The 21,174-nt window shown below is 47.6% G+C and carries 17 protein-coding genes; 9 read left to right on the top strand and 8 right to left on the bottom strand.

Going from position 1 to position 21,174, the window contains the following annotated elements; genetic code table 11:
- The first annotated feature begins 101 nt into the window (after window positions 1-101).
- Together rho and rpmE are read left to right on the top strand one after the other, a co-directional pair.
- Window positions 102-1,865, top strand: a complete 1,764-nt coding sequence (gene rho / locus JSQ97_RS00580; protein ID WP_205074238.1) for a transcription termination factor Rho — start codon at window positions 102-104, stop codon at window positions 1,863-1,865.
- 104 nt (window positions 1,866-1,969) lie between these two features.
- A complete protein-coding gene (rpmE, locus tag JSQ97_RS00575; RefSeq protein ID WP_021329766.1) occupies window positions 1,970-2,188 on the top strand; it encodes a 50S ribosomal protein L31 in 219 nt (72 codons plus the stop codon).
- A 256-nt stretch (window positions 2,189-2,444) separates the two neighbouring features.
- Here the strand turns inward: rpmE and JSQ97_RS00570 are convergent, their stop codons facing one another.
- From JSQ97_RS00570 to JSQ97_RS00550, 5 genes are all read right to left on the bottom strand, one after another.
- Window positions 2,445-2,840 carry a TIR domain-containing protein gene (locus JSQ97_RS00570; RefSeq protein WP_205074237.1) on the bottom strand — a complete coding sequence of 132 codons (396 nt, stop codon included), beginning with the start codon at window positions 2,838-2,840 and terminating at the stop codon, window positions 2,445-2,447.
- Window positions 2,840-3,286, bottom strand: a complete 447-nt coding sequence (locus JSQ97_RS00565; RefSeq protein WP_205074236.1) for a RipA family octameric membrane protein — start codon at window positions 3,284-3,286, stop codon at window positions 2,840-2,842. Before JSQ97_RS00565 ends, JSQ97_RS00570 begins: the two co-directional genes overlap by 1 nt.
- Window positions 3,287-3,700: 414 nt before the next feature.
- Window positions 3,701-5,917, bottom strand: a complete 2,217-nt coding sequence (locus JSQ97_RS00560; protein ID WP_205074235.1) for a DEAD/DEAH box helicase — start codon at window positions 5,915-5,917, stop codon at window positions 3,701-3,703.
- Window positions 5,911-7,812 (bottom strand): site-specific DNA-methyltransferase, encoded by a 1,902-nt coding sequence (locus tag JSQ97_RS00555; RefSeq protein WP_205074234.1) that lies wholly within the window; start codon window positions 7,810-7,812, stop codon window positions 5,911-5,913. The genes JSQ97_RS00560 and JSQ97_RS00555 overlap by 7 nt, the downstream gene beginning before the upstream one ends.
- Window positions 7,813-7,862: 50 nt before the next feature.
- Entirely contained in the window at window positions 7,863-9,071 is a 1,209-nt protein-coding gene (locus tag JSQ97_RS00550; RefSeq protein ID WP_205074233.1) for a class I SAM-dependent methyltransferase, read from the bottom strand.
- A 30-nt stretch (window positions 9,072-9,101) separates the two neighbouring features.
- Between JSQ97_RS00550 and JSQ97_RS00545 the strand changes: the two genes are divergently transcribed.
- The 3 genes from JSQ97_RS00545 (at window position 9,102) to JSQ97_RS00535 (ending at window position 13,613) form a co-directional block, all read left to right on the top strand.
- The gene (locus JSQ97_RS00545; protein ID WP_205074232.1) at window positions 9,102-10,799 is read left to right on the top strand and encodes a DEAD/DEAH box helicase; all 1,698 of its coding nucleotides are present in this window, start codon (window positions 9,102-9,104) and stop codon (window positions 10,797-10,799) included.
- 113 nt (window positions 10,800-10,912) lie between these two features.
- Window positions 10,913-12,556, top strand: a complete 1,644-nt coding sequence (locus JSQ97_RS00540; protein ID WP_205074231.1) for an ABC-F family ATP-binding cassette domain-containing protein — start codon at window positions 10,913-10,915, stop codon at window positions 12,554-12,556.
- A gap of 10 nt (window positions 12,557-12,566) precedes the next feature.
- Complete coding sequence (locus JSQ97_RS00535; protein WP_205074230.1) at window positions 12,567-13,613, top strand: YncE family protein; 1,047 nt, start codon at window positions 12,567-12,569, stop codon at window positions 13,611-13,613.
- Between the two features lie 184 nt (window positions 13,614-13,797).
- Here JSQ97_RS00535 and JSQ97_RS00530 read toward each other — a convergent pair whose 3' ends face one another.
- Entirely contained in the window at window positions 13,798-15,813 is a 2,016-nt protein-coding gene (locus JSQ97_RS00530) for an ATP-dependent helicase (protein WP_205074229.1), read from the bottom strand.
- Between the two features lie 234 nt (window positions 15,814-16,047).
- Here JSQ97_RS00530 and JSQ97_RS00525 point away from each other — a divergent pair, with 234 nt between their 5' ends.
- Window positions 16,048-16,653: an alpha/beta hydrolase gene (locus tag JSQ97_RS00525; protein WP_205074228.1), complete on the top strand. Its 606-nt coding sequence runs from the start codon at window positions 16,048-16,050 to the stop codon at window positions 16,651-16,653.
- A 191-nt stretch (window positions 16,654-16,844) separates the two neighbouring features.
- Here the strand turns inward: JSQ97_RS00525 and JSQ97_RS00520 are convergent, their stop codons facing one another.
- Entirely contained in the window at window positions 16,845-17,231 is a 387-nt protein-coding gene (locus tag JSQ97_RS00520) for a TIGR02328 family protein (protein ID WP_205074227.1), read from the bottom strand.
- Window positions 17,232-17,665: 434 nt separating this feature from the next.
- Between JSQ97_RS00520 and JSQ97_RS00515 the strand changes: the two genes are divergently transcribed.
- Both JSQ97_RS00515 and JSQ97_RS00510 read left to right on the top strand, forming a co-directional pair.
- The gene (locus tag JSQ97_RS00515; protein ID WP_205074226.1) at window positions 17,666-18,514 is read left to right on the top strand and encodes an SIR2 family NAD-dependent protein deacylase; all 849 of its coding nucleotides are present in this window, start codon (window positions 17,666-17,668) and stop codon (window positions 18,512-18,514) included.
- Between the two features lie 49 nt (window positions 18,515-18,563).
- Window positions 18,564-19,292 carry a DUF421 domain-containing protein gene (locus JSQ97_RS00510; protein ID WP_205074225.1) on the top strand — a complete coding sequence of 243 codons (729 nt, stop codon included), beginning with the start codon at window positions 18,564-18,566 and terminating at the stop codon, window positions 19,290-19,292.
- A 100-nt stretch (window positions 19,293-19,392) separates the two neighbouring features.
- On the opposite strand, the gene JSQ97_RS00505 is transcribed toward JSQ97_RS00510, so the two are convergent.
- Window positions 19,393-20,328: an alpha/beta hydrolase gene (locus tag JSQ97_RS00505; RefSeq protein ID WP_205074224.1), complete on the bottom strand. Its 936-nt coding sequence runs from the start codon at window positions 20,326-20,328 to the stop codon at window positions 19,393-19,395.
- A 243-nt stretch (window positions 20,329-20,571) separates the two neighbouring features.
- On the opposite strand from JSQ97_RS00505, the gene JSQ97_RS00500 reads away from it, so the two are divergent.
- Complete coding sequence (locus JSQ97_RS00500; RefSeq protein ID WP_205074223.1) at window positions 20,572-21,141, top strand: TetR/AcrR family transcriptional regulator; 570 nt, start codon at window positions 20,572-20,574, stop codon at window positions 21,139-21,141.
- The last annotated feature ends 33 nt before the right edge of the window (window positions 21,142-21,174 follow it).

The raw sequence follows: 21,174 nt of genomic DNA, 5'->3' as shown, positions 1-21,174 counted from the left end.
AATCGTTCCCACAGATAGACTATCCCTTTCCGAAGGAACTGTTTCATCCAAAAATTGAGTATGTCGTTTTTTATAAATCATAACGCAATGGAGAATTATTGATGGCACCAATACGAAAGCGCCGTACTGCCGGCGCATCAGGTGATGTTGAAAAGACGGAAAAAACGCAGAGCGAATCCGAAACTCAGCCCGATGCTTATGCGTCGGCCGAACCCGTTTCCGACGGCGGTGAAGAAAAGTATTCTGATGAAACGTCGGCGGACGACGATGAAAAAGCACGTCCGGTACGCACCGTAAAGACGAGACGCCGCGCGGTGATCAAAGTCGATAAAGCTGCCTCCCAGGAAGAAGAAGCGAACGACGCCGATACTGCTCAGGAAGCGGAGACTGAAGAAGCGCACGAATCGTTTGCGGATCGCCGTGCCCGTCCGCGCTGGAACGGGAACGGCGGTGCAAACCAGACATATCGAAAACCTGCGCGCTACGGTGCGAATCGCACGTACTCCAGCCCCGCAGTCGACGCCGCCCTCCAAAATCAGGCATCGATTCCTATGGAGAGCGACGGAGACGAAGAATCGAAACCGAGACTTGTCATAAACGATTTGACCGTCATGGGCATGACGCAGCTTCGAGAGCTTGCGATGAAGTACGGCTTTTCAAGCGACGATTTGGCACCGATGAAAAAGCAGGAACTCATCTTCGTCATCTTAAAAGCGCACACCGAACACGGCGGCACGATCTTTGCGTCCGGCGCGCTCGAAATCCTGCCCGACGGCTACGGCTTTTTGCGCTCTCCGCAAAACAGCTATCTTCCCGGCCCCGACGATATCTATATTTCACCGAGCCAAATCAGGCTTTTCAATTTAAAGACGGGCGACACCGTGTACGGACAGACGCGCTCTCCGAAAGAGGGCGAGCGTTTTTTTGCGCTGCTGCGCATAGAGTCGGTGAACTTCGACGAACCGCGCGTCGCGCAAACGAGGATCCCGTTTGAAAATCTGACGCCGCTCTATCCGAACAATAAACTGCATCTCGAAACGGTTTCGACCGAAGTTTCGACGCGCATCCTCGATCTCTTCAATCCGATCGGTAAGGGACAGCGACTCTTGATCGTTGCTCCGCCGAAAGCCGGTAAAACGATCCTCATGCAAAAGATCGCAAATGCGATCACGAAAAATCATCCCGAAGTTTACCTCATCGTTTTGCTTATCGACGAACGTCCCGAAGAAGTGACCGAAATGGAGCGATCGATTCAAGCGGAAGTCATATCATCGACTTTCGACGAACAGGCGACTCGCCATGTACAGGTTGCGGAAATGGTGCTCGAAAAAGCGAAGCGACTCGTCGAACACAAACGCGACGTCGTCATCTTCCTCGATTCGATTACCCGCCTTGCGCGCGCATACAACCAAACGGTACCGACGTCGGGCAAAGTGCTTTCCGGCGGCGTCGACTCGAACGCCCTTCACAAGCCCAAGCGCTTTTTCGGCGCGGCGCGCAACGTGGAAGAGGGCGGCAGTTTGACGATCATTTCGACGGCGCTCATCGAAACGGGAAGCCGCATGGATGAAGTCATCTTTGAAGAATTCAAAGGCACCGGCAACAGTGAAATCGACCTCGACAGAAAGCTTGCCGAACGCAGACTTTTCCCGGCGATCAACATCAAAAAATCGGGGACGCGAAAAGAAGAACTGCTTTTGTCCGAAAACGAACTGCAAAAGATGTGGGTGCTGCGCAAAGTGCTCAATCCTATGGAAGACGCGGACATCCTCGAACTTTTGCTCGACCGCATGAGAAAGACGAAGACGAACGAAGCCTTCCTTGCGTCTATGAATACCGGTACGGCAGCCGTTTCGGATAATTGACAAGTGCGTATTTTTTTACTATATTGGTAGAATATCGTCGTTTTGTGGCTGCGCTCAGCGCGTAAACTCGTGCCGTGCAGCCGGGCAAAATGAAAGGAGCAATTATGAAAAAAGGAATTCATCCCGAATACAAATTGACAAAGATCACGTGCGCGTGCGGAAACGTCATCGAAACGCGATCGACGGCTCAAAACATCCGCGTGGAAATCTGTTCGGCATGCCATCCGTTTTATACGGGCAAGCAAAAGCTCGTCGATACTGCAGGCCGCATCGACCGCTTCAACAAGCGCTACGGCATCAAGTCCGAAGAATCGGCAAATTGACCGCCGTATAAAAACTCCGCTCCTTAGGGGGCGGTTTTTTTTATGCTTCAATTCCTGCGGATTTCCCACGCGCGGTGCGGCTTTTTTTATAGCGTAAACGGCTGTAATTGAAATTAATAATCTCCTTTTTTTAAGAGAAACATAGCGGAGGGACAATGACAACCATGCGGAGGTATTTTTTATTTTTAAGTAGAATAAAAAAACAGACATGTGAGACTAGAAATACTCCTGCAGAGGTGTTTTCTTATTACTTTTGTCAGTATCCGCGTATAGCATCTACTATTGGGTCGGTGTTCCACTTAACAATTTTATCGGCTGCGTTCTTAACTGTCATTGATGTTTTTTCCGAACCCCACGGCTCAATTGCTATTATGGTTTTCCCCATTTGCTGAGCAAGCTCAATTTCTATATTTATCCATTTGCTATAGCTTGCATACACACCAGCAAGGATTAAAACACAACTTGCAGGCTGCATCTGCGCCTTGATTGCAGACCTTAACTGATAGTCACTGTTAGCATGATGTATCGGATTATTTTTGGGAACAGAATAATTCTTATAGTTAAAGTACGGCTTTGCATCAAGCAGATCAATCAGCTTTTCATATGCATCACTATAAGTCCATGAGTGGCTAATAAAGAGATTGTACGTCATTAAGTTGTTCCTCCTGTTTTCAATTTAATAATTAAAATGATGATGGCAGTGACGAAATATAGGATGATGAACATTATCGGTAAGAACTTTTCAAGTTTAGTGCTGTCCATGTATTTTTTGCTGCTCTTCAACTTTTCCCATTCTTCATTGAAAGCCTGATATGGTAAACCTTTCTCTATCTTATTAATAATCTCAAACTTGACGGCATTGAGCTGCTTGTAGTTTCTTATAAAAAGAATCCATAAGACGCAAACCACTATCCCAGCAACAAGAATAAGTATTGACTTTATATTCCATACTATGGAAACAGCTGCCATGATTGCCAGATTCAAGGTGACAAAAATATTATTCATTGTATCTCTGCGTTGACTGATAGAATTCGCCATCTCAACACAAGTCTGCCACTGTGCAAGAAGCAATTCATCTTTAATTTCATTATTTTCCATACTTGTCCTTTAAAGGGTTCTTATCCAGCCGGAAATGTTCGACCATGTCCACTCCACTATTCTGACATATCCACAATCACTCGGAATTGAACCCACATGAGTATTGTATCCATAAATGCCGAGGACGGGAACGCCTTCTTTCTGAGCACATTTTATTTCCCATATTTGTCCATCTGCATTTTTGGTATTTTGAGTGATAATGGCTATCATGCGTCGCACCCTTTGATTCGTGTCCTGCAATTGGTTTTCCATTGTGAATCCCACGGTTGTTTCACAGACATATCTACATACTCGAAAGGGGAATTCTCATTGCGAGCCTGTCCTCTGAGTAAATCTCTTAAGCGAATATCTTCTTTTGCGAAACTGATAAATATTCTATCCATAATTTATCACCCTTCCTTTATTGTAATAATATCAAAAAACACTGCTTATCGGTTTCCAGTTGTCATCGGCCATATCGCTCACAAACTTTGTATTGTTGATATAAAGCCGATTATCCTTGTCCCGGACGAAGCCCCAATGGAGGCCGTGCGCGGCAGCGTAGTTCTTAAATGCGTTGAATTTATTTCCTATCTGGATATCGATGTTCTTATCCTTTCCCTTGGCCTCGCCGCCCTTGGTTTCAATCACCCATACCGTGCTGTCCTTTTTCATGACGATGTAATCGGCATAGAATAGCCATTGATGCTGCAAGCCGTCCAGATAGACGATAGAAAAATACTGCTGTCCGGTGTCGCCGTTTTTATATACCCACTCGATATCGTCCTGCTTCTCGCAGTATTGCTCAAACAACTGCTCTGATGTGCTGCGGACAAGGGATGTGGCGTAACCGGATGTGTATTCCTCGTAGGCGTTGGAAAGATACTCGATTTCTTCCTTTACGCAGGGATCATATTTGAAGAAGTCCTGCTCCGGGATATGGAACACGCCTTTCTTCGTCAGCGGAAAACTGCCTTGCTGCGACATCCCAGCAGTAATTCTACGGAATTCGTCACGCAGCATATGCTCATTGTTTATGACAAAGGCATAAAACTCCGCTGTGTTCAGAGCAAGTAGCTTTTTCTTCGGATTGCCGCCTTTACGGAACAGCCGCTCCAGTATAGTTTTTACCTTGCCTGTGGAGAGACCGATTGCCGTCTTGATTGCGTCCGTGCTGTGGAGTAGCTGCATACCGTGTTTATGTGTATCCACACGCTCGCGGGTACCATAATAGGAAGTAGCCTCGGCAACCATGTCTGTGCGGACGAAAATGCCGTGGAGAGCCTGACCGAGTATTTCATCCCCGATTACATAGCTGTTTCCTTCGAGGAGCATTCTGTTGCGCTGTTTATCTGTACCGAGATGGTATTTTTCAACCAGCGCATCATGAATGCGGTTCAGCACCTCACGCTCACCGAGACCGTCAAAATCGAGGTCACGATATTCCTTCTCCAGCGTAAACGTCTTGCATTTCTGCTTCAGGAACAGGCGTCTTGTCTCATAAGCCTTATCCATCGTTGCCAGCAGACCCGCCTTGTATTTCTCATCAAAGGTATAGACATAGCAGAAGTCCAGCAGATCATCGTCATAGTGCTTTGCCTCCGGCATACGGCGGATACGACCGATGGTCTGTATCTCGAACTGTTCACTCATGCCTTCGCGCAGCTTGACGAGGATTTTAGCACGGGGACAATCCCATCCCGTGCTGATGGCCTGTTTCATAAGGAGGAATACAGGCGTAGCGTCATTCTCTGTCAGATTGTCCGGGAGATCACGCTTGTCCTCGCTCATCCAGATACTCACCATGCCGTTATCGTAGGTGTAGCCCATCGATTCCAGCTTGCGTTCCACGGCGCGGATGGTTTCCGGCTGACCGTTAGGAAACTGGATCAGCACCAACGGACGGATGATTTTACCCTCCGGCAGCACTTGACTGTACCGCGCGGCGATAGACTTGCGCTTGGCATCTGCGAGATCGAGGAGATAATCGTAATCGTCCGTAATCTCCATATTATCCTCGATGCCCTCGTTGATATACAGCGCTTTAGTTATCAGCCCTTCGTCAATGACATCCATTTCATCGATTTCTATAAACTCGTACCGCTTGTTCTCCACAGCCGTTGCGCTGACGCGGATGATATTCTTTGCAGAGAAATAATCGATAATATCCTTTGCCTTGGCAGTATTGTTGGAATGCTCCTCATCGATGATAACGATGAAGTCCATACCGCTGCGATGTGCCTCGGCAATGCGGTCATACAGATTCTTGCGTTCGCTGTCACGGATAGCGGTATTGCCCTTTTTCGTTACAAGCTCCCAGTTGATAAAGGTAGTGCTTTCAGGCGGGAATCCATTACGGAGCGCATCGAACAGATTCTGTGCGTTTCGATGCGGAGCCGCCTTCAGCATCTTCTGGCGGCTCTGTTCTTCCAGATCGCCCTTGCCGGGGCAGAGCCAGATGATGGCAGTATTGGCATTAACTTTATTCAAATACTCGTCCACAAAGCCGATCAGAATAATCGTCTTGCCGGAGCCTGTAGGCGATTTGACCACGATGGTCTGCTTGCTGCGGTTGTCCATAGTCATGTCGAGCAACTGCAGCACGGCTTGTTCCTGAAAATCAAACAGGTTGAGTGTGAGTCCTGTTACCATGTTTCTCCCACCTCCCTCAGTTCAAAATTGAAGTAGTAGTCCGGTATGATATGTATCTCCACATCTCGGAACAGCGCATTCTGCTCTGTGGTGAACAGCACGTTCTTGGAGACATACAGAGCCTTAACATTTGTGTATTCGTTCCACTGTGCGGCGAGGGCATCCGCTTCGTCGTCGTCCAATATCATGATGTAATGCTGGGCGTCCAGCTTTACGCCATGCTCCAACTGAATCATCTCGGCAATATGGTTGAGCAGAGCGTCAGACAGGTCTTCCTCATCCTTGGAAACAAAATCCGTGCGGTAATATTTCAGATTGGCGGGGAGGCCTGTATATTCTTGAAAAACAGTAACGCCATAAAAATACAAATAGGCATCTTTAATTTCAGTTGCAAATTTTTTATACTCTGATTTATATTCAGCCTTTATTGCTGCTATCTCGTCAGGAATAGTGGAGTCTTTAAAATCTGATATTTTTATCTTTCGCTCCAACAAAACAGTCCGACTACTGTTTTCATAATGGTATGTAGTAAGGATATCGCTACAGCGTTTATAGGTTACTTCTTCGCAGATGTTGTTTTGGTTATTGGTACACAGAATAAACGTGCGCTGCCCACCATCTTCGATATTTAATTCCAGCACAGCCTGTGCCGTTGTTCCGCTTCCAGCGAAGAAGTCGAGGACAATAGCGTTTTTATTATAGTGGTTCTTAATCAAACGCTTAATCAACTCAACAGGCTTTGAATAATCAAAATCATCTTTCAATCCGAAAATAGCCAGATCCTTTTTTGCGTTATCATTGGAATACTGATTTTCAATAAGCCCAATAGAACTAAGTGGCTTGGTTCGCTTCACATATTCAATAGAGTATTCGCCATTTTCGTCTTTTTCAATTCGAGCGTTCAGATAGGTCTTTGTATATATTCTTGCGCTTCCATCTGGCTTACGCTTAATCACAACAAAGCCGTTTTTATAGCCAAAATCAAAGAGTTTTTGATTCCACCGCCAAGCCCAATCAGCTCTTCTGTGGTTTCCATTCTGTCGTTCTTGCCACGCGGAAATATTGCCACCCGGGTAGAAAGTTTCGCCCTCAACCGTAAGGGGATAATCCAGACTGGCACTATACGAGAGACTGTCGTAGTCGAGTGCTTGGTTCAATTTGTATTTCCCACGTTCTTCGACCCATTCATCCTCGTATTGGAATGCAGGATCAATGTGTTCTTCCATAACAAAAATATCTTTGTTTTGCTTCGTATAAACCAACACATAATCGTGATTTTTTGAAAAAGAACCAGTTGTTTTTCCGCTTTTCTTTGTAATGCGAGGCATTGCAATAATGAAGTTGTCCTCCGAAAAAATCTCATCTATGAGATTTTTGAGTGCAGCTTGCTCATTATCATCTATGGAAACAAACATTAAACCATCCTCTGAGAGAAGAGAATATGCTATGCGCAGTCGTTTTTCCATAAAAGATAGCCATTTCGAGTGTTTAAAGGAATCCTCTGTGCCGACATAATTATCGTCATATACAAAGTCATCTTTTCCGCGATTATACGGAGGATCAATGTAAATCACATCGATACGACCCTTGTGCGTTTTCTCCAGCAGTCGCAGACTATGGAGATTATCGCCTTCAAGGAGAAAATTATAGACTTCGCCTTCTGCAGTGGTGATTTCTCTGTCCGTGTCTTCTTTGAAGACGGGTATATGGGTACGCATTTTAACGTCCACGGCTTCTTCATGCTGTTCCCAGACGAGGCCGTACTTCTTGGCGTTTAATTCACTCTCGATTTCGCCGAGGGCAATGAGCATGGCATCATCGTCCTTGTGTTCCTCTTTGATCTGCGCCAAAAAATCCAGCATCCGCTGACGCTTTATCTGTGATAGGTTAGGCATTATCACTACCTCCTGTGGTTTCTTCGATGAATTTTAATCCTTCCCACGTTTCAATTCCTGCGGATTTCCCACGCGCGGTGCGGCTTTTTTTGTAAAAAGTCTTCGGGGATCGTCGAAGCGGTGATGTCGCGCACCGTGATTGCGTTTTCACTTGCACCGCTTCCGTGCGAATTGTTTCCCCCTGTCGCGTCTTTTTTGCCCGCACTCTTTCCATATGCATCGCCTCCGTTCGCCGGCGTTTCGATAAGGCTTTCGTCGAAGCGTAAGCGTTTGGCGTTCGTCGAAAAATAGAGCACGCCTCCTTTTGCAAGCAGGGCGATACAGCCGTTTACGAAGCGCGGCCAATCTTTTACGAGATCGAGTACGGTATCCGTCATCTTCGAATTGCTGAACGTCGGAGGATCGAGAATAATGATATCGTATCGTTCGCCGACTGCTTTTTTTTGAAAGATGAATTCGGCGGCGTCCGCGCGGATAAAGCGGTATTTTTTTTCGTCGGAAAAACCGTTTAAGCGCATATTTTCTTTTGCGCGCTCGAGATAGGTGTTCGACAAATCGACCGAATCGACGAGGCACGCGTTTCCTTCGGCGGCGTAGACGGAAAAAGAGCCCGTATAGCAAAAGAGATTCAATACCGATTTTCCGCTCGCGTTTTCGCGGACTCGGGCACGGAGGGGACGGTGATCGAAAAAAAGTCCGCTGTCGATGCGGGAACTTATAGAGATGCGGAAAAGAGACGCGCACTCCTGTATGAGTCCTTCGATGTACTCTGCGCTTTGTATGTCGTTTACGTCTTCTGCGTATTGGCTTCCGCCCTTATCGCGTTTTCTCGTTTTGACGACGATGCGATTTTCCGCCGTACCGACGACGGCGCTTGCCGCCTGTGCAATTTTGGAAAGCCACGCCCTCTCTTCGGCTTCCGCTTTTTCGTACGGGCGCTCGTACAGGCAGATGACGAGGGCGCTCCTCGAAGCGATTTCCGCCTGTACCCCGGCATCGTTTTCAGAAAGGCGTGCGAATTCGTCTGCGGTAAAACGGGCGGCGCTTTTTTTGTCTCCGATTTCGTCCGGCAAAAATTCGTAGAGATCGACCGAAATCGGGATTTCCGGTATATCGCGGTCGTACACGCGATAGCAAGTGACGCCGTTTTTGCGTGCCCATTTTCGAAGGTGCCTCAAGCGCTTTACGAGTCGGTTTGAAAACAGTTGGGCTTGATAGTCGTCTTTGCATTCCGTCGGCATAAGCGCAATACTATACATAACGAAGGAAAAAGTATATAGTAAAAAGATATGGATTTTACCGAATTTAATTTGCACGAAGACCTGCTCAAAGGCATCGAAGCGGCAGGCTATGTGACGTGCACTCCGGTTCAGGAAGCGGTACTCAAAACGGCGCTCGACGGATCCGATTTATATGTTCAGTCGCAAACGGGAACGGGCAAGACGGCGGCGTACCTCGTTTCCATTTTACAGGAACTCCTTGCCTCTCCGGACAATGCGGGCAAAAAAGTGCTCATCCTGCTTCCGACACGCGAGCTTGCGGTGCAGGTTGAAGAAGAAGCGAAAAAATTGACGAGCGGAACGCAGCTGAAAGCGTTCAGTTTTTACGGCGGCGTCGGCTATGAGCGGCAGATCGCTTCCCTTAAAAAAGGAGTGGACATCATTGTCGGTACTCCCGGCCGCATGATCGATCTTCAGCAAAGCCGCCAGCTCGACTTGTCGAACGTCGGTTTTCTCGTTGTCGATGAAGCCGACCGTATGTTCGATATGGGTTTTTACCCCGACTTGCGCACGCTGCTCAAAGTGCTGCCGAGAGCGGAAGACCGCCAAACGATGCTTTTTTCCGCGACGCTCAATTCATACGTAAAAAATCTCGCATGGGAATACACACGGGATGCGAAAGAGATTACGATCGAATCGGATACTATCACCGTCGAACAAATCGATCAGGAACTGCTGCACGTTTCGAGCGACGAAAAGATGAAACTGCTCGTCGGCATCCTCTCAAAAGAAAAGCCCGAAAGCGTGCTCGTCTTTTGCAATACGAAACGTTCGTGTGAAGTCGTTTCAAAGCGGCTCGTCAAAAACGGTTTTAAAAGCGAATTCATCATCGGCGATTTGCCGCAGGCGAAACGGCTGCAAGTGCTGAACCGATTTAAAGACGGAAGCGTTTCGATCCTCGTTGCAACCGACGTCGCCGCGCGCGGTATCGACGTGCACGATTTGGCGATGGTCGTCAATTACGATTTGCCGAACGAATCGGAAAACTACGTGCATCGCATCGGACGTACCGCCCGCGCAGGCAAGACGGGCAAAGCGTACACGTTTTGCAGCGAACAGGACGTATACAATCTTCCGGCTATCGAACGTTATATAGAAATGCAGATTCCTTCGCGCGTCGCCGATGCATCGATGCTCGGAGGCGATGCGAGCGAAGGCGTGTATATCAGAACTGAAAATTGGCGCGAAGATTACGACGGCGGCCGAACTTCTTCGCGGAGAGGCGGAACGGGAGGCGGAAAGTTTTCCGGAAGACGCGATTCGAAAAAAAGCGATGCGCGAAGCGGAAGCCGCGGCAGACGAAAGACGGGAAGCGCATCCGAGAAACCGGCGTTTCGAAAAGAGCGCTTTACCGAAGACGACACGGAAAAGCTTCAGAGTATGTCTTTCGAAGAGCGCATGAAGCTCTATAAAGAAAAATACGCAAAGTCCGCTTCGGCGCTCACGGACGGCAAAGGCGGCTCTTCTTCCAAATCGAAGGGCGCAAAGCCGTTTTCGAAAAAAGACCGCGCAAAAACCGGCCGCAAAAACGACTCGGCGAAAGGGCAGGGTGCTTCCCGCTCTTCTTTCGAGAGGGGAAGACAAAACGTACAAAAACCGTCGGCTGCGAAAAAGAGGAGCGGTGTGCAGCGCTACGACGAAAGCAAAAAAGGTTTGCAGTCGCAGAGCTTGTGGCATAAAATCAAATCGCTGTTCGGGAAAAAATAACGCGCGATCGTGTGCGCCGAAGTCCGTGCACACGGAGAGCGCTGATTGTTTTTATTAATTACTATTTTTAAAATTCGCCGTTCAATTTATTTATATTATCAAGGGAGCTGTGAGTGATAACCGTATCCGATGTCAGTGTCAAATTCGGCGACAAGCCGCTGTTTAAAGACGTCAATGTGAAATTTACGCCGGGCAACTGCTACGGCATTATCGGCGCGAACGGAGCCGGAAAATCGACTTTTTTGAAAGTGCTTTCGGGAGAACTCGAACACGATACCGGCACCATAGCTATGGCGCAGGGAAAGCGTATGGCCGTTTTGCAGCAAAACCACTTTGCGTTCGACGATTATTCCGTCAAAGAAACGGTGATGATGGGTTATCCGAAACTCTACGAATGCACGAAGGCGCGGGACGAAATCTACGCGAAAGCGGATTTTTCCGAAGAAGACGGTATCAAAGCGTCGGAACTCGAAGCGGAGTTCGGCGAACTCGGCGGCTACGAAGCGGAAAATCAAATCGAACAGATGCTTTCCGGCCTCGGTCTCGAAGAAGAATATCATGACAAAGCGATGCGCGATTTGGACGAAAGCCAAAAAGTGCGCGTCCTCCTCGCGCAGGCGATTTTCGGAAATCCCGACATACTGCTGCTCGACGAACCGACGAACGGTCTCGATATCGAATCGATTACGTGGCTCGAAAATTTTTTGCTCGACTTTGAAAACATCGTCATCGTCGTCAGCCACGACCGCCACTTTCTCAATACGGTGTGTACGGTCGTCTGCGATATCGATTACGGAAAGATCACGCAGTTTTCCGGCAATTACGATTTTTGGTATCAGATGAGCCAAATGCTGCAAAAGCAGGCGAAAGATCAAGCGAGACGGCGCGAAGACAAGATGGCGGACTTGAGAGAATTTATTCAGCGCTTTGCGTCGAACGCGGCGAAAAGCCGGCAAGCGACGAGCCGCAAAAAAGTGCTCGATAAGCTTGCCCTCGAAGAGCTTCCCGTCACGAGCAGAAAATTTCCGTACATTCACTTTGCCCAAGAGCGCGCCATCGGCAACAACACGCTCGAAGTGAAAAAGCTCAATTACGCTGCCGACGCTGTCGAGCTTTTGAAAGATTTTTCGCTCATCGTAAACCGCACCGATAAAGTCGCTTTCGTCGGCATCGAACACAATTCCATTTCGGCGTTTTTCGACATCATCGCAGGCGAAAAAAAGGCTGATTCGGGCGAAGTGTTTTGGGGGCAGACGACGAGTTATTCCTACTTGCCGCGCGACACGACCGGCTATTTTGAAAACGATTTGACGATCACCGAATGGCTCAAACAGTATTCGAAAGAACAGGACGATGCTTACGTGCGCGGTTTTTTAGGCAGGATGCTCTTCAGCGGCGATGAATCGCTGAAGCCGGTCAAAGTGCTTTCCGGCGGCGAAAAAGTGAGGTGCATGCTTTCGAAGATGATGCTGCAAAATGCGAACGTGCTCATATTCGACGATCCGACAAACCATTTGGATTTGGAAGCGATCGAAAGTCTCAACAACGCGCTTGAAGATTTTCCGGGCGTTGTGCTGTTCAACAGCCACGATCACGAATTCATTTCGTCGATCGCAAACCGTATCGTCGAAATCACGCCGAACGGCGTCATCGACCGCATGATGAACTTCGACGACTATATCGCAGACGATACGGTGACGGAGCTTCGAAAAAAATATTACGAAGGCACCGGCAAAAAAATAAAATACCGCGTGTGAGCGAGGGTACATGGCGACCAAAAAAGTGCGGATGATTTTTTCGCTTTCGGTTTTATTGTGCGCCGTGTCTTTCGCTGCCGGAGAAAGTGCAAAACCGCAGGAGCCTCCGATCCTCACAAAACTGCATACCGTTTCGTGCGGAAAGCAGCCGAAGCAGGTCGTCTTTTCTCCCGACGGAAGCTGCATAGCCCTGCCGCTCCTCGACGATGCAGGATTTCAAATTGTACAGACCGGCGATCAAAGTGTGCGTACGATTTATCCCCCGCGTTCGGCGCAAAAAGGTTTTGCCGAAGCTCTGTTCGTCGCCGCAAAAAACGCGTTTTTTATTTCGCAGATGACGACCGGTTATATCTACGAATACGCGTGGCCGGGTTTTGCGTACCGAAGGGAAATCAAAACGCTCGGCGTCTGGCCGAAATTCATTTCGTGGTCGAGGGAAAAAAATATGCTTGCCGTTTCGAATTGGGTGTCGAATACCGTAAGCCTCATCGACTACGAAACGGGAAGCCTCGTGCGTACGCTCAAGACGGGAAGAGAGCCTCGCGGAACGGCGTTTACTTCAGGCGGCGCCTCTCTCATCGTTTTGTGTTTCGGCGGCGGTGTCATTCAAAAATTCGATACCGAATCGGGCTCTCTCATACAAGCGATCGAAAAAGAAAAAGGGGCGATGCGCCATATCGTTATAAGTGCCGACGAAACGAAAGCCTATGTGAGCGATATGTATCACTGTTCGGTATATGAAATCGATTTAATAAAATTTACGATTGCGCGTTCGATACGCGTTTTTTCCAATCCGAATACGATAGCCCTTTACGGCAGCTATCTTTTCGTTTCTTCCCGCGGACCGAACGATCCCGAAGATTACACGAAACGCAGCCCTGTCAACGGCAGGCTTTCCGTCATCGATATCGACTCGTGGAAAATCGTGCAGGAGGTGGAAGGCGGCAATCAGCCGACGGGGCTCGGCATTTCAAGCGACGGTAAGTATCTGTGTTCGTCGAATTTTCAAGACGCGAATGTCGAACTCTACCGCATAACGCCGCCGTCCGAATTGTAGAAGATGTGCCCTATTTGCGCCGCGGCGAACGACGGAGTTTCCGCCGGTGAGCGACCGTTTCGCACATGGGACTCCCGCTCATACGAATCGCGTGCTCCCGTGTGTGCTGCAGGCGCGCGAGCGTACACGCCGCACGCACGCCGGTTCGTTCCCGCGTATTGCACACGCTGCACCGCCTGAGATTTCAGCTTTTGAGCTTTTTCAGCATGTCGGCAAAATAATCGTGCGCTTTATCTTCGCTCACCGGCTCCGTTTTTTTTACTTCGTGATATTCGACGAGATTTTCCGGTATCTCTTCGAGAAAACGCGAGGGCGTGCATTCGACCGTCGCCTGCATGCGCCTCCGCTTTTGGCACGACGTAATCAATAATTTGTCCCGTGCGCGCGTAATCGCGACGTAAAAAAGTCTGCGTTCTTCTTCGACACCTCCGTCCGTTTCTTCGACCGAACGCGCGTGCGGCATAAGCCCTTCTTCCGCTCCGGCGATAAATACGACGGGAAATTCGAGGCCTTTCGACGCGTGGATCGTCATCAAATTGACTTTGCCTTTGCCGCCGTCGTCTTCGATGTCGTCGCGGCTCAAAAGCGTAATGCGGTTCAAATAATTGAACAGACTCGGATCGAAATTGTCGGGATTGTTTTCCCACGTTTCGATAGACATGAGCAGGGTTTCGATATTCTGCAGCTTAAAGCGCACCGCTTTTTCGTTTTTTTGAAATTCGCCGATGATGTAGTCGCGGTACTGCACGTCGTCGATGAGTTCGCGCACTTTGTTTGCAAGCCCCCGACCGCCGAAAAGCTTCGCCCTCGCACCTTCGATCGTATCGATAAATTCTCCGAGCGATTTTTTTGCCGAATCGGAAAGCGCTCCTGCGGGATCTTTTTGCAGATAGCGGATCGCATCCCACAGCGTGCTCGCATTTTGCTTGGCCGTTTCGTTTATTGCCGAAATCGTACTCCGTCCGATGCCCCGCCGCGGCGTATTGATGATCCGAAGCAGATTGATGTCGTCGCTTTGATTTGCCGCGACGCGCAGATAGCTTACGATATCTTTTATTTCGAGCCGTTCGAAAAAACTCGTGCCGCCGCTCATCGTATAGGGAATGTTCGCTTGGAGCAGGGCTTCTTCGATCGCGCGGCTCTGCGAGTTTGCGCGCATGAGTATGCCGAAATCGTCGTATGTGCGCCTCTCTTCCATCGCAATGCCTTGAATGCTTTCAGCGATAAAATCCGCTTCGGCGCTTTCGTTTTCCGGCATAAAGAGTTCGATAGGCTTTCCCGAACCGTTGCCGCTCCACAGCTTTTTGTCTTTGCGGTTCGTGTTGTGCGATATGACGCCGTTCGCCGCGCTTAAAATCGTTTCGGTCGAACGGTAGTTTTGCTCGAGGCGGATTTCCTTGACACCCGGAAAATCTTTTTCGAACTGTACGATGTTTTGATAATCGGCGCCTCTCCAGCTGTAGATCGACTGATCGTCGTCTCCGACGACTGCAATGTTTTTATCGGCAAGAAGACGCATGAGCTCGTACTGCTGCCGGCTTGTGTCCTGAAATTCGTCGACCATGATGTACGTGTAGCGTGCTCTGTATTTTGCGAGCACGTCGGGGTGTTCATGGAACAGGCAGATCGGCAGCATGATGAGATCATCGAAGTCGACCGCGTTGTACAGCTTCAATCCCTGCTCGTACGATTCGTAGAGCGCGCGGTACATATCGTTTGCCGTCTCCCAATTTTTTCGCCCGGTTTTTATGTTTGAAAAAAGGTTTGCGATTTTGTATAAGTCGAGCGCATCGGATGTGAATTGCAGTTCCCGCGCGCTTTCTTTGATAAGGGAGGCTTTGTCGGTTTCGTCGTAAATCGAAAAATTTTCCCGCCAGCCCAATTTGTCGATGTCCTGCCTGAGGATGCGCACGCCGAATGCGTGAAACGTGGATACCGTGAGGTTTTGCAGTTTTTTGCCCGTCAACGATTTGACACGCTCTTCCATTTCGCGCGCGGCTTTATTCGTAAAGGTCAGCGCAAGGATCGCGCTTTGCGGAATGCCTTCATCGAGCATGTGGGCGATGCGGTACGTGATGACTCTCGTTTTACCGCTTCCCGCTCCGGCGATGATCAAAATAGGACCTGCGATCGTCGTGACGGCGCGCAGCTGTTCGGGGTTGAGTTCCGTTTTTAATGCATGTATGTCGAGTTCGGGCATAGCGCACAGTGTAACATTCGGAGCGCTTGTTATGCAAGCAATTTTTTATATAATTTCGACAGCACCTCTAAAAATCTGACCGAGCTTTCAGAGATGCCCATAATTCCGGTTCCGGCTATATAGCCGTACGAAACGAGGTGATCCTAAATAGATACGGTTACAAGTATTGAGCGCAATCTTTATTTCGTTTAGAATACGGAAGAAGTTGTCTTTGAATTTTGCAGAGGCATTTGAATGAAAAACGCTGTTATATATGTGCACGGAAAAGACGGTTCCATAGATGAAGCCGATCATTATAAAAAGTTTTTTAATGACGCTTATGACGTTACAGGTTTTGATTATAAATCGGAATTACCTTGGCTGGCCGGTGAAGAATTTCAAAACTATTTTGATTCCCTTATTCCGAAATATAATGAAATCTTATTGATTGCAAACAGCATAGGGGCTTACTTTTCTATGTTGTCCTTATCGAAAAAGCCGATCAAAAAAGCGCTGTTTATTTCGCCCATTGTCGATATGGAAAACGTAATTTTACATATGATGAAAAGGGCAAGGGTATCTGAAGAAGAACTTAGACTGAAAAAAGTCATCAACATTCAGTTCGGCGAAGTCTTATCGTGGGAATATCTTTCTTTTGTCAGAAAGAATCCCATAACATGGAATGCTCCTGCCTGCATTCTGTACGGAGCAAAAGACGATATGACTTCCGTGGAAACGATGACAAGTTTTGCACATAAAATACACGCGGACTTAACGGTTTTTGCTGACGGAGAGCATCGGTTTCATACTGAAAAACAAATGAATTTTTTGGATGCTTGGTTTAGAAGATTGATTCGGTAGATTCTTGTTTAAAGAGCTTTGTTGCTGTAAGAGCAAAAAAAGATATTGAAAGGGTTAGCGATGGGAGCTGCGCCGAAGGCGTTCCGGAACGAAGTGGAGGAATGGAGCGAAAGCGGAACAGCGGACGTAGCGGCCCGAACGCAGTGAGGGAAACCTCCGGAGAAAAAAAACGATGAACAATGACTTTCTTTTTATAATGGAGCCCCACAATAGTAATCCAAATGAATTCCCTTGGTTTCCAAATTCTTGAGACAGGCTCGATAATAGCGATCATCATGTTCGGTATATATGGGATTGGGTACTTCGATGACCGCTAAATTATTATATGCCGGACATCTCCTGCCGCGATAGTCTTTGTCCAACCATTCGGGACTGACCCTGTAGCCTCGCCGATTCATCTCTGCCATAATGAGCCGGTGATAACAATAAAGCAGATAGGGTGAATAACGAAAAACATAATTGACAGTTGCATGCGGCCTGCCCCAGCCGTTTCCGCGCAATGCACAACACTCCCTATGTTGTCCCAACAGTTGTTGCCGCGGGAGTTCGCTGATCATATCTTGATGCCACAGTCTCATCTATCTCTCTCAATATATAACTTAGAGCAAAGTGCTCTTGTGCTGCCCAAATTTTCCGATACCCTTTTGACCGATTTGATTTTCTCATAACGTGCGGCGAACTGTCAATCGTTAGATAATCAAGCACACTTGTAATGATGCTGTGCCGCGTATACGCCGTATATTGTTCAATTGGCAGCAAGCAGTCGTGTTTATTTTTCAGCCGTCCGCGGAGATTTGCGGTTATTGTCGTTGATAACACCGCTGCAATACATCGCTAAAGTACATACCGTAGAAAACACTAGATTTTTGTGCTGTTTTTGTATAAGAAGTACGGAGAGGTTCTGATGGATATTCATTTTAACAGGCTGACTGCAAAATGAAAAAAAGAAAAGGTGAAAAAACAGCATGCAGGCTTGTTAAATTTTTTATAGAAAAAGATTCTGGAAAAGATTATGGAATTTACAAATGAATCTTTACCGCTCATTGAGCGGCTGAACGAAGCGCTTTCCAAAGCGGATGCACTGCTCATCGGAGCGGGGGCGGGTCTTTCGACTTCGGCGGGATTTACCTATTCGGGCGATCGCTTTGAAAAATATTTTTCGGACTTTCGCGCAAAGTACGGCTTTACCGATATGTATTCGGGCGGATTTTATCCGTTTAAAACGCTCGAAGAATTTTGGGCGTACTGGAGCCGTTATATTATGATAAACCGCTACACCGACGCGCCGAAAGCGGTTTACGAAAATCTGCGTAAGCTGACGGCCGGTAAAAATTATTTTGTGCTGACGACGAACGTCGATCACTGCTTTCAAAAAGCGGGCTTTGATAAGACGCGGCTCTTTTACACGCAGGGCGATTACGGCTTATGGCAGTGTTCCGTTCCCTGCCACGACAAAACCTACAACAACGAAGAGGCCGTCCGCAAAATGGTCGAAACGCAAAAAGACATGCGCATTCCGTCCGATTTGATCCCGTACTGTCCGAGATGCGGAAAACCGATGTCGATGAACCTTCGAAGCGATTCGACTTTCGTGGAAGACGAGGGCTGGCACGAAGCCTCCGAACGCTACGGCAACTTTATCGCGGCGCATAAAAACGAAAAAATCCTCTTTTTGGAATTGGGCGTCGGTTCGAATACGCCCGGCATTATCAAATATCCGTTTTGGCGCATGTGCGCCGACAACCCGCGTTCGCTTTACGCGTGCATCAATTACGGCGAAGCGCTCTGTCCCGACGAAATCCGCGAGCGCTCGATATGCATAGACGGTGACATAGGAAGCGTACTGGAAAAGATGCAATGATTGTGATAGAGTGCGGTTCGGAGAAAAATACGGATACCGCGGGGAAATTATGAACGGATTTGTTTTAGTGGCAATAAAATTATTAATCGGTTTTTTTGCTTTGATAATGATAATAAATATTTCGGGAAAGGGAAATTTGGCACCTTCATCTGCCAGTGATCAAGTGCAGAATTACGTGCTCGGCGGTATTATCGGCGGCGTGATTTATAATAATAATATTCGATTATTGGATTATATAGGCGTTTTATGTATTTGGTGTGTGCTTATATTGACTTTGAAATGGATCAAAACGCATAATGTAAAAGCGAAACAGGTCATAGACGGGAAAGCATTAATAATTATCGATGACGGTAAAATCAATATTGAAAATTGTGAAAAGGCGGGTTTATCCGCTCATGATATTTCTTTTAAGCTGCGAACAAAAAATGTTTATTCGACAAAAGACGTAAAAAGAGCTTTTGTGGAGCAAAACGGTCAATTGATCGTTATACATCACGGAGAAGCCAACCCGAAGTTCCCGCTGATAACAGACGGGCAGCTGCAAGAGGATATTCTGGACGTGATAGGCAAGGATGAAGAATGGCTGATTGAAGAAATTAAAAAACAGGGATTGGAAAAATACAGCGATGTGTTTTTGGGAGAATATGTGAACGGCAATCTCATACTGACGGCATATCCGCCTGAGCATGACAAATTACAGAAGTATAAAAAACCGTTGAATCAAGCCCGCGATTCCGCATCTCATCGCTTTTTTTCGTTTATAAAACCGCGGAACTGAAGGGCAGGGCGAAAGCTTTGCCCGCACCAAATCCGCAGCCGCACGATTTGCGTAAACGGTGATATCGCAAGCGAGTTGGAAAAGCTCGGGCAAATATGATTCAGTTTTCTTTTACATAAGAATAGATGATCTTGCGCGCTTCTTTCGCTTCGGGAAGCCAGGGCGCGGCAGCCCACGTGTGCATCATGCCTTTTCCGATATGGGTTTCGAGTGCAACGCCGTCCGCTTCGCATTTTTGCTTAAAGGCGTCGAGTTCGGCATAATAGATTTCGTCCGTTCCGTAAAACGCCGCTATGCGCGGAAATCCTCTCCAGCTGTATGCGACGGAATTCCCTAAAAAACCGAGCGCGCCGCAGAGCGACATCATCTTTGATGCGGCCTCAACATATTCTGCAGTAAACATCGCATCTTTTTTTGCGATGCGCTTCATATCGTCAAGCTGCGCACTTGTCGGCGGCATTTGGATCGTAGCCGAAAACGGAATGAGTTTGCCCGGAAGCGGAAGGGCGATTTTTTGCTCGGTAATGTACGCGCAAATGTCGAGGCACAAAGAGCCGCCGGACGACAGACCGAAAAAGGCGATGTCCTTGGCCTCGTATAAGCCGAGCGCTTCTTTATAAACGCCGATAATCGATTCGATAAGCTCTTTGCCCGTCGTTTCGGGGAAAAGTTTGTACCATACGATCCACACGTCGGCTCCCGTTTGATCGGCCATATCCTGCGCAAAATCGAAATCGCCGGCATCGCCTGACATGACAAAGCCGCCGCCGAAAAAGTACAGCACGAGCTTTTTTTGCGCGCCGGTACCGCAGCAATTTTTATCGCGGCTGTGTACGGCGTAATACGGGATTCCGCCTGCCGTCTTTTCATCGAAGTCGTATTTTTTGTGAAGATCCGAAAGCGCGAGTTTCTTTTTTTGCCGTGCTTTATACTGTTCTTGAAGAAATTTTTCAGGGTCGGCGGCGGCTTTTTTCATCATCGGGCGCACAAGACTCTTAAATAAAAATTTTGTAAGTTTATATTGAATGCTTGCCATATCGAATGCTCCTTGCCGGACTGTGCCGTTAATCAGCATCGTCTGTCGTATTGTACCGCGCTGCGGCTTTTCGTTCAAGAATTTTGCGACGGTTTTATTAGGGTAAAGGACATCTCGAAGAACTATCTTTAGCGATTTTCATACTGAAGCTGTGAATTCTATGCGATAAGCTCTTGACAGTATCTGGAAAAAAGTGTAATTTAATACTGAATATTAATTCTGTTTTGAACGGAGCGCTTTACAATGCCGCAAGTTCTAAAAGAAGAAATCTACGACCGCATTTTTCACGCCGGAATTGAAGTTTTCTACGAAAAAGACTTCCGCAGCGCAAAAATGCAGGACATTGCGGAAAAAGCGGACATCCCTGTGGGCCTTATTTATACTTATTTTAAAAATAAAAAAGAGTTGTTTGAAAAAATCGCCGCATCCGTTCCTGTCGATTTTCAGCGGATCATTAAGGAAGAAGAAGCGGCAAGGGGTTTACCCTCCGAACGATATGAAAATATTGCCGAGGGCTATCTGCTGGAGCTGTTGAAACACCACAAGGTTTTTGTCATCTTGATGGATAAAAGCTGCGGGACAAAATACGAAAACGCAAAAGGGGAAATGATTGCTTCCCTCGGCGCCCATATAAAGCGTGAGCTTTCCAAAAAAACGAAGCGTGTTTATCATAATATGCTCATTCATATTCTTGCGTCCAATTTTACCGAGAGTCTTTTGGAAGTTGCGCGCCATTACAAAACGCAGGAAAGAGCAAAAGAACTGCTGCGCCTCGTAACGCAATGCTATTATGAAGGGGTAAACTCGCTCTGAAAAACGGTATTTTTTTTAACCGTTTTTTTATTT

The organism is Treponema sp. Marseille-Q4523, from assembly GCF_016901105.1.
Taxonomy (GTDB): Bacteria; Spirochaetota; Spirochaetia; order Treponematales; family Treponemataceae; genus Treponema_D.
Note: the sequence above shows the minus strand (reverse complement) of the source record. Positions and strands in the feature narration are given on the sequence as shown.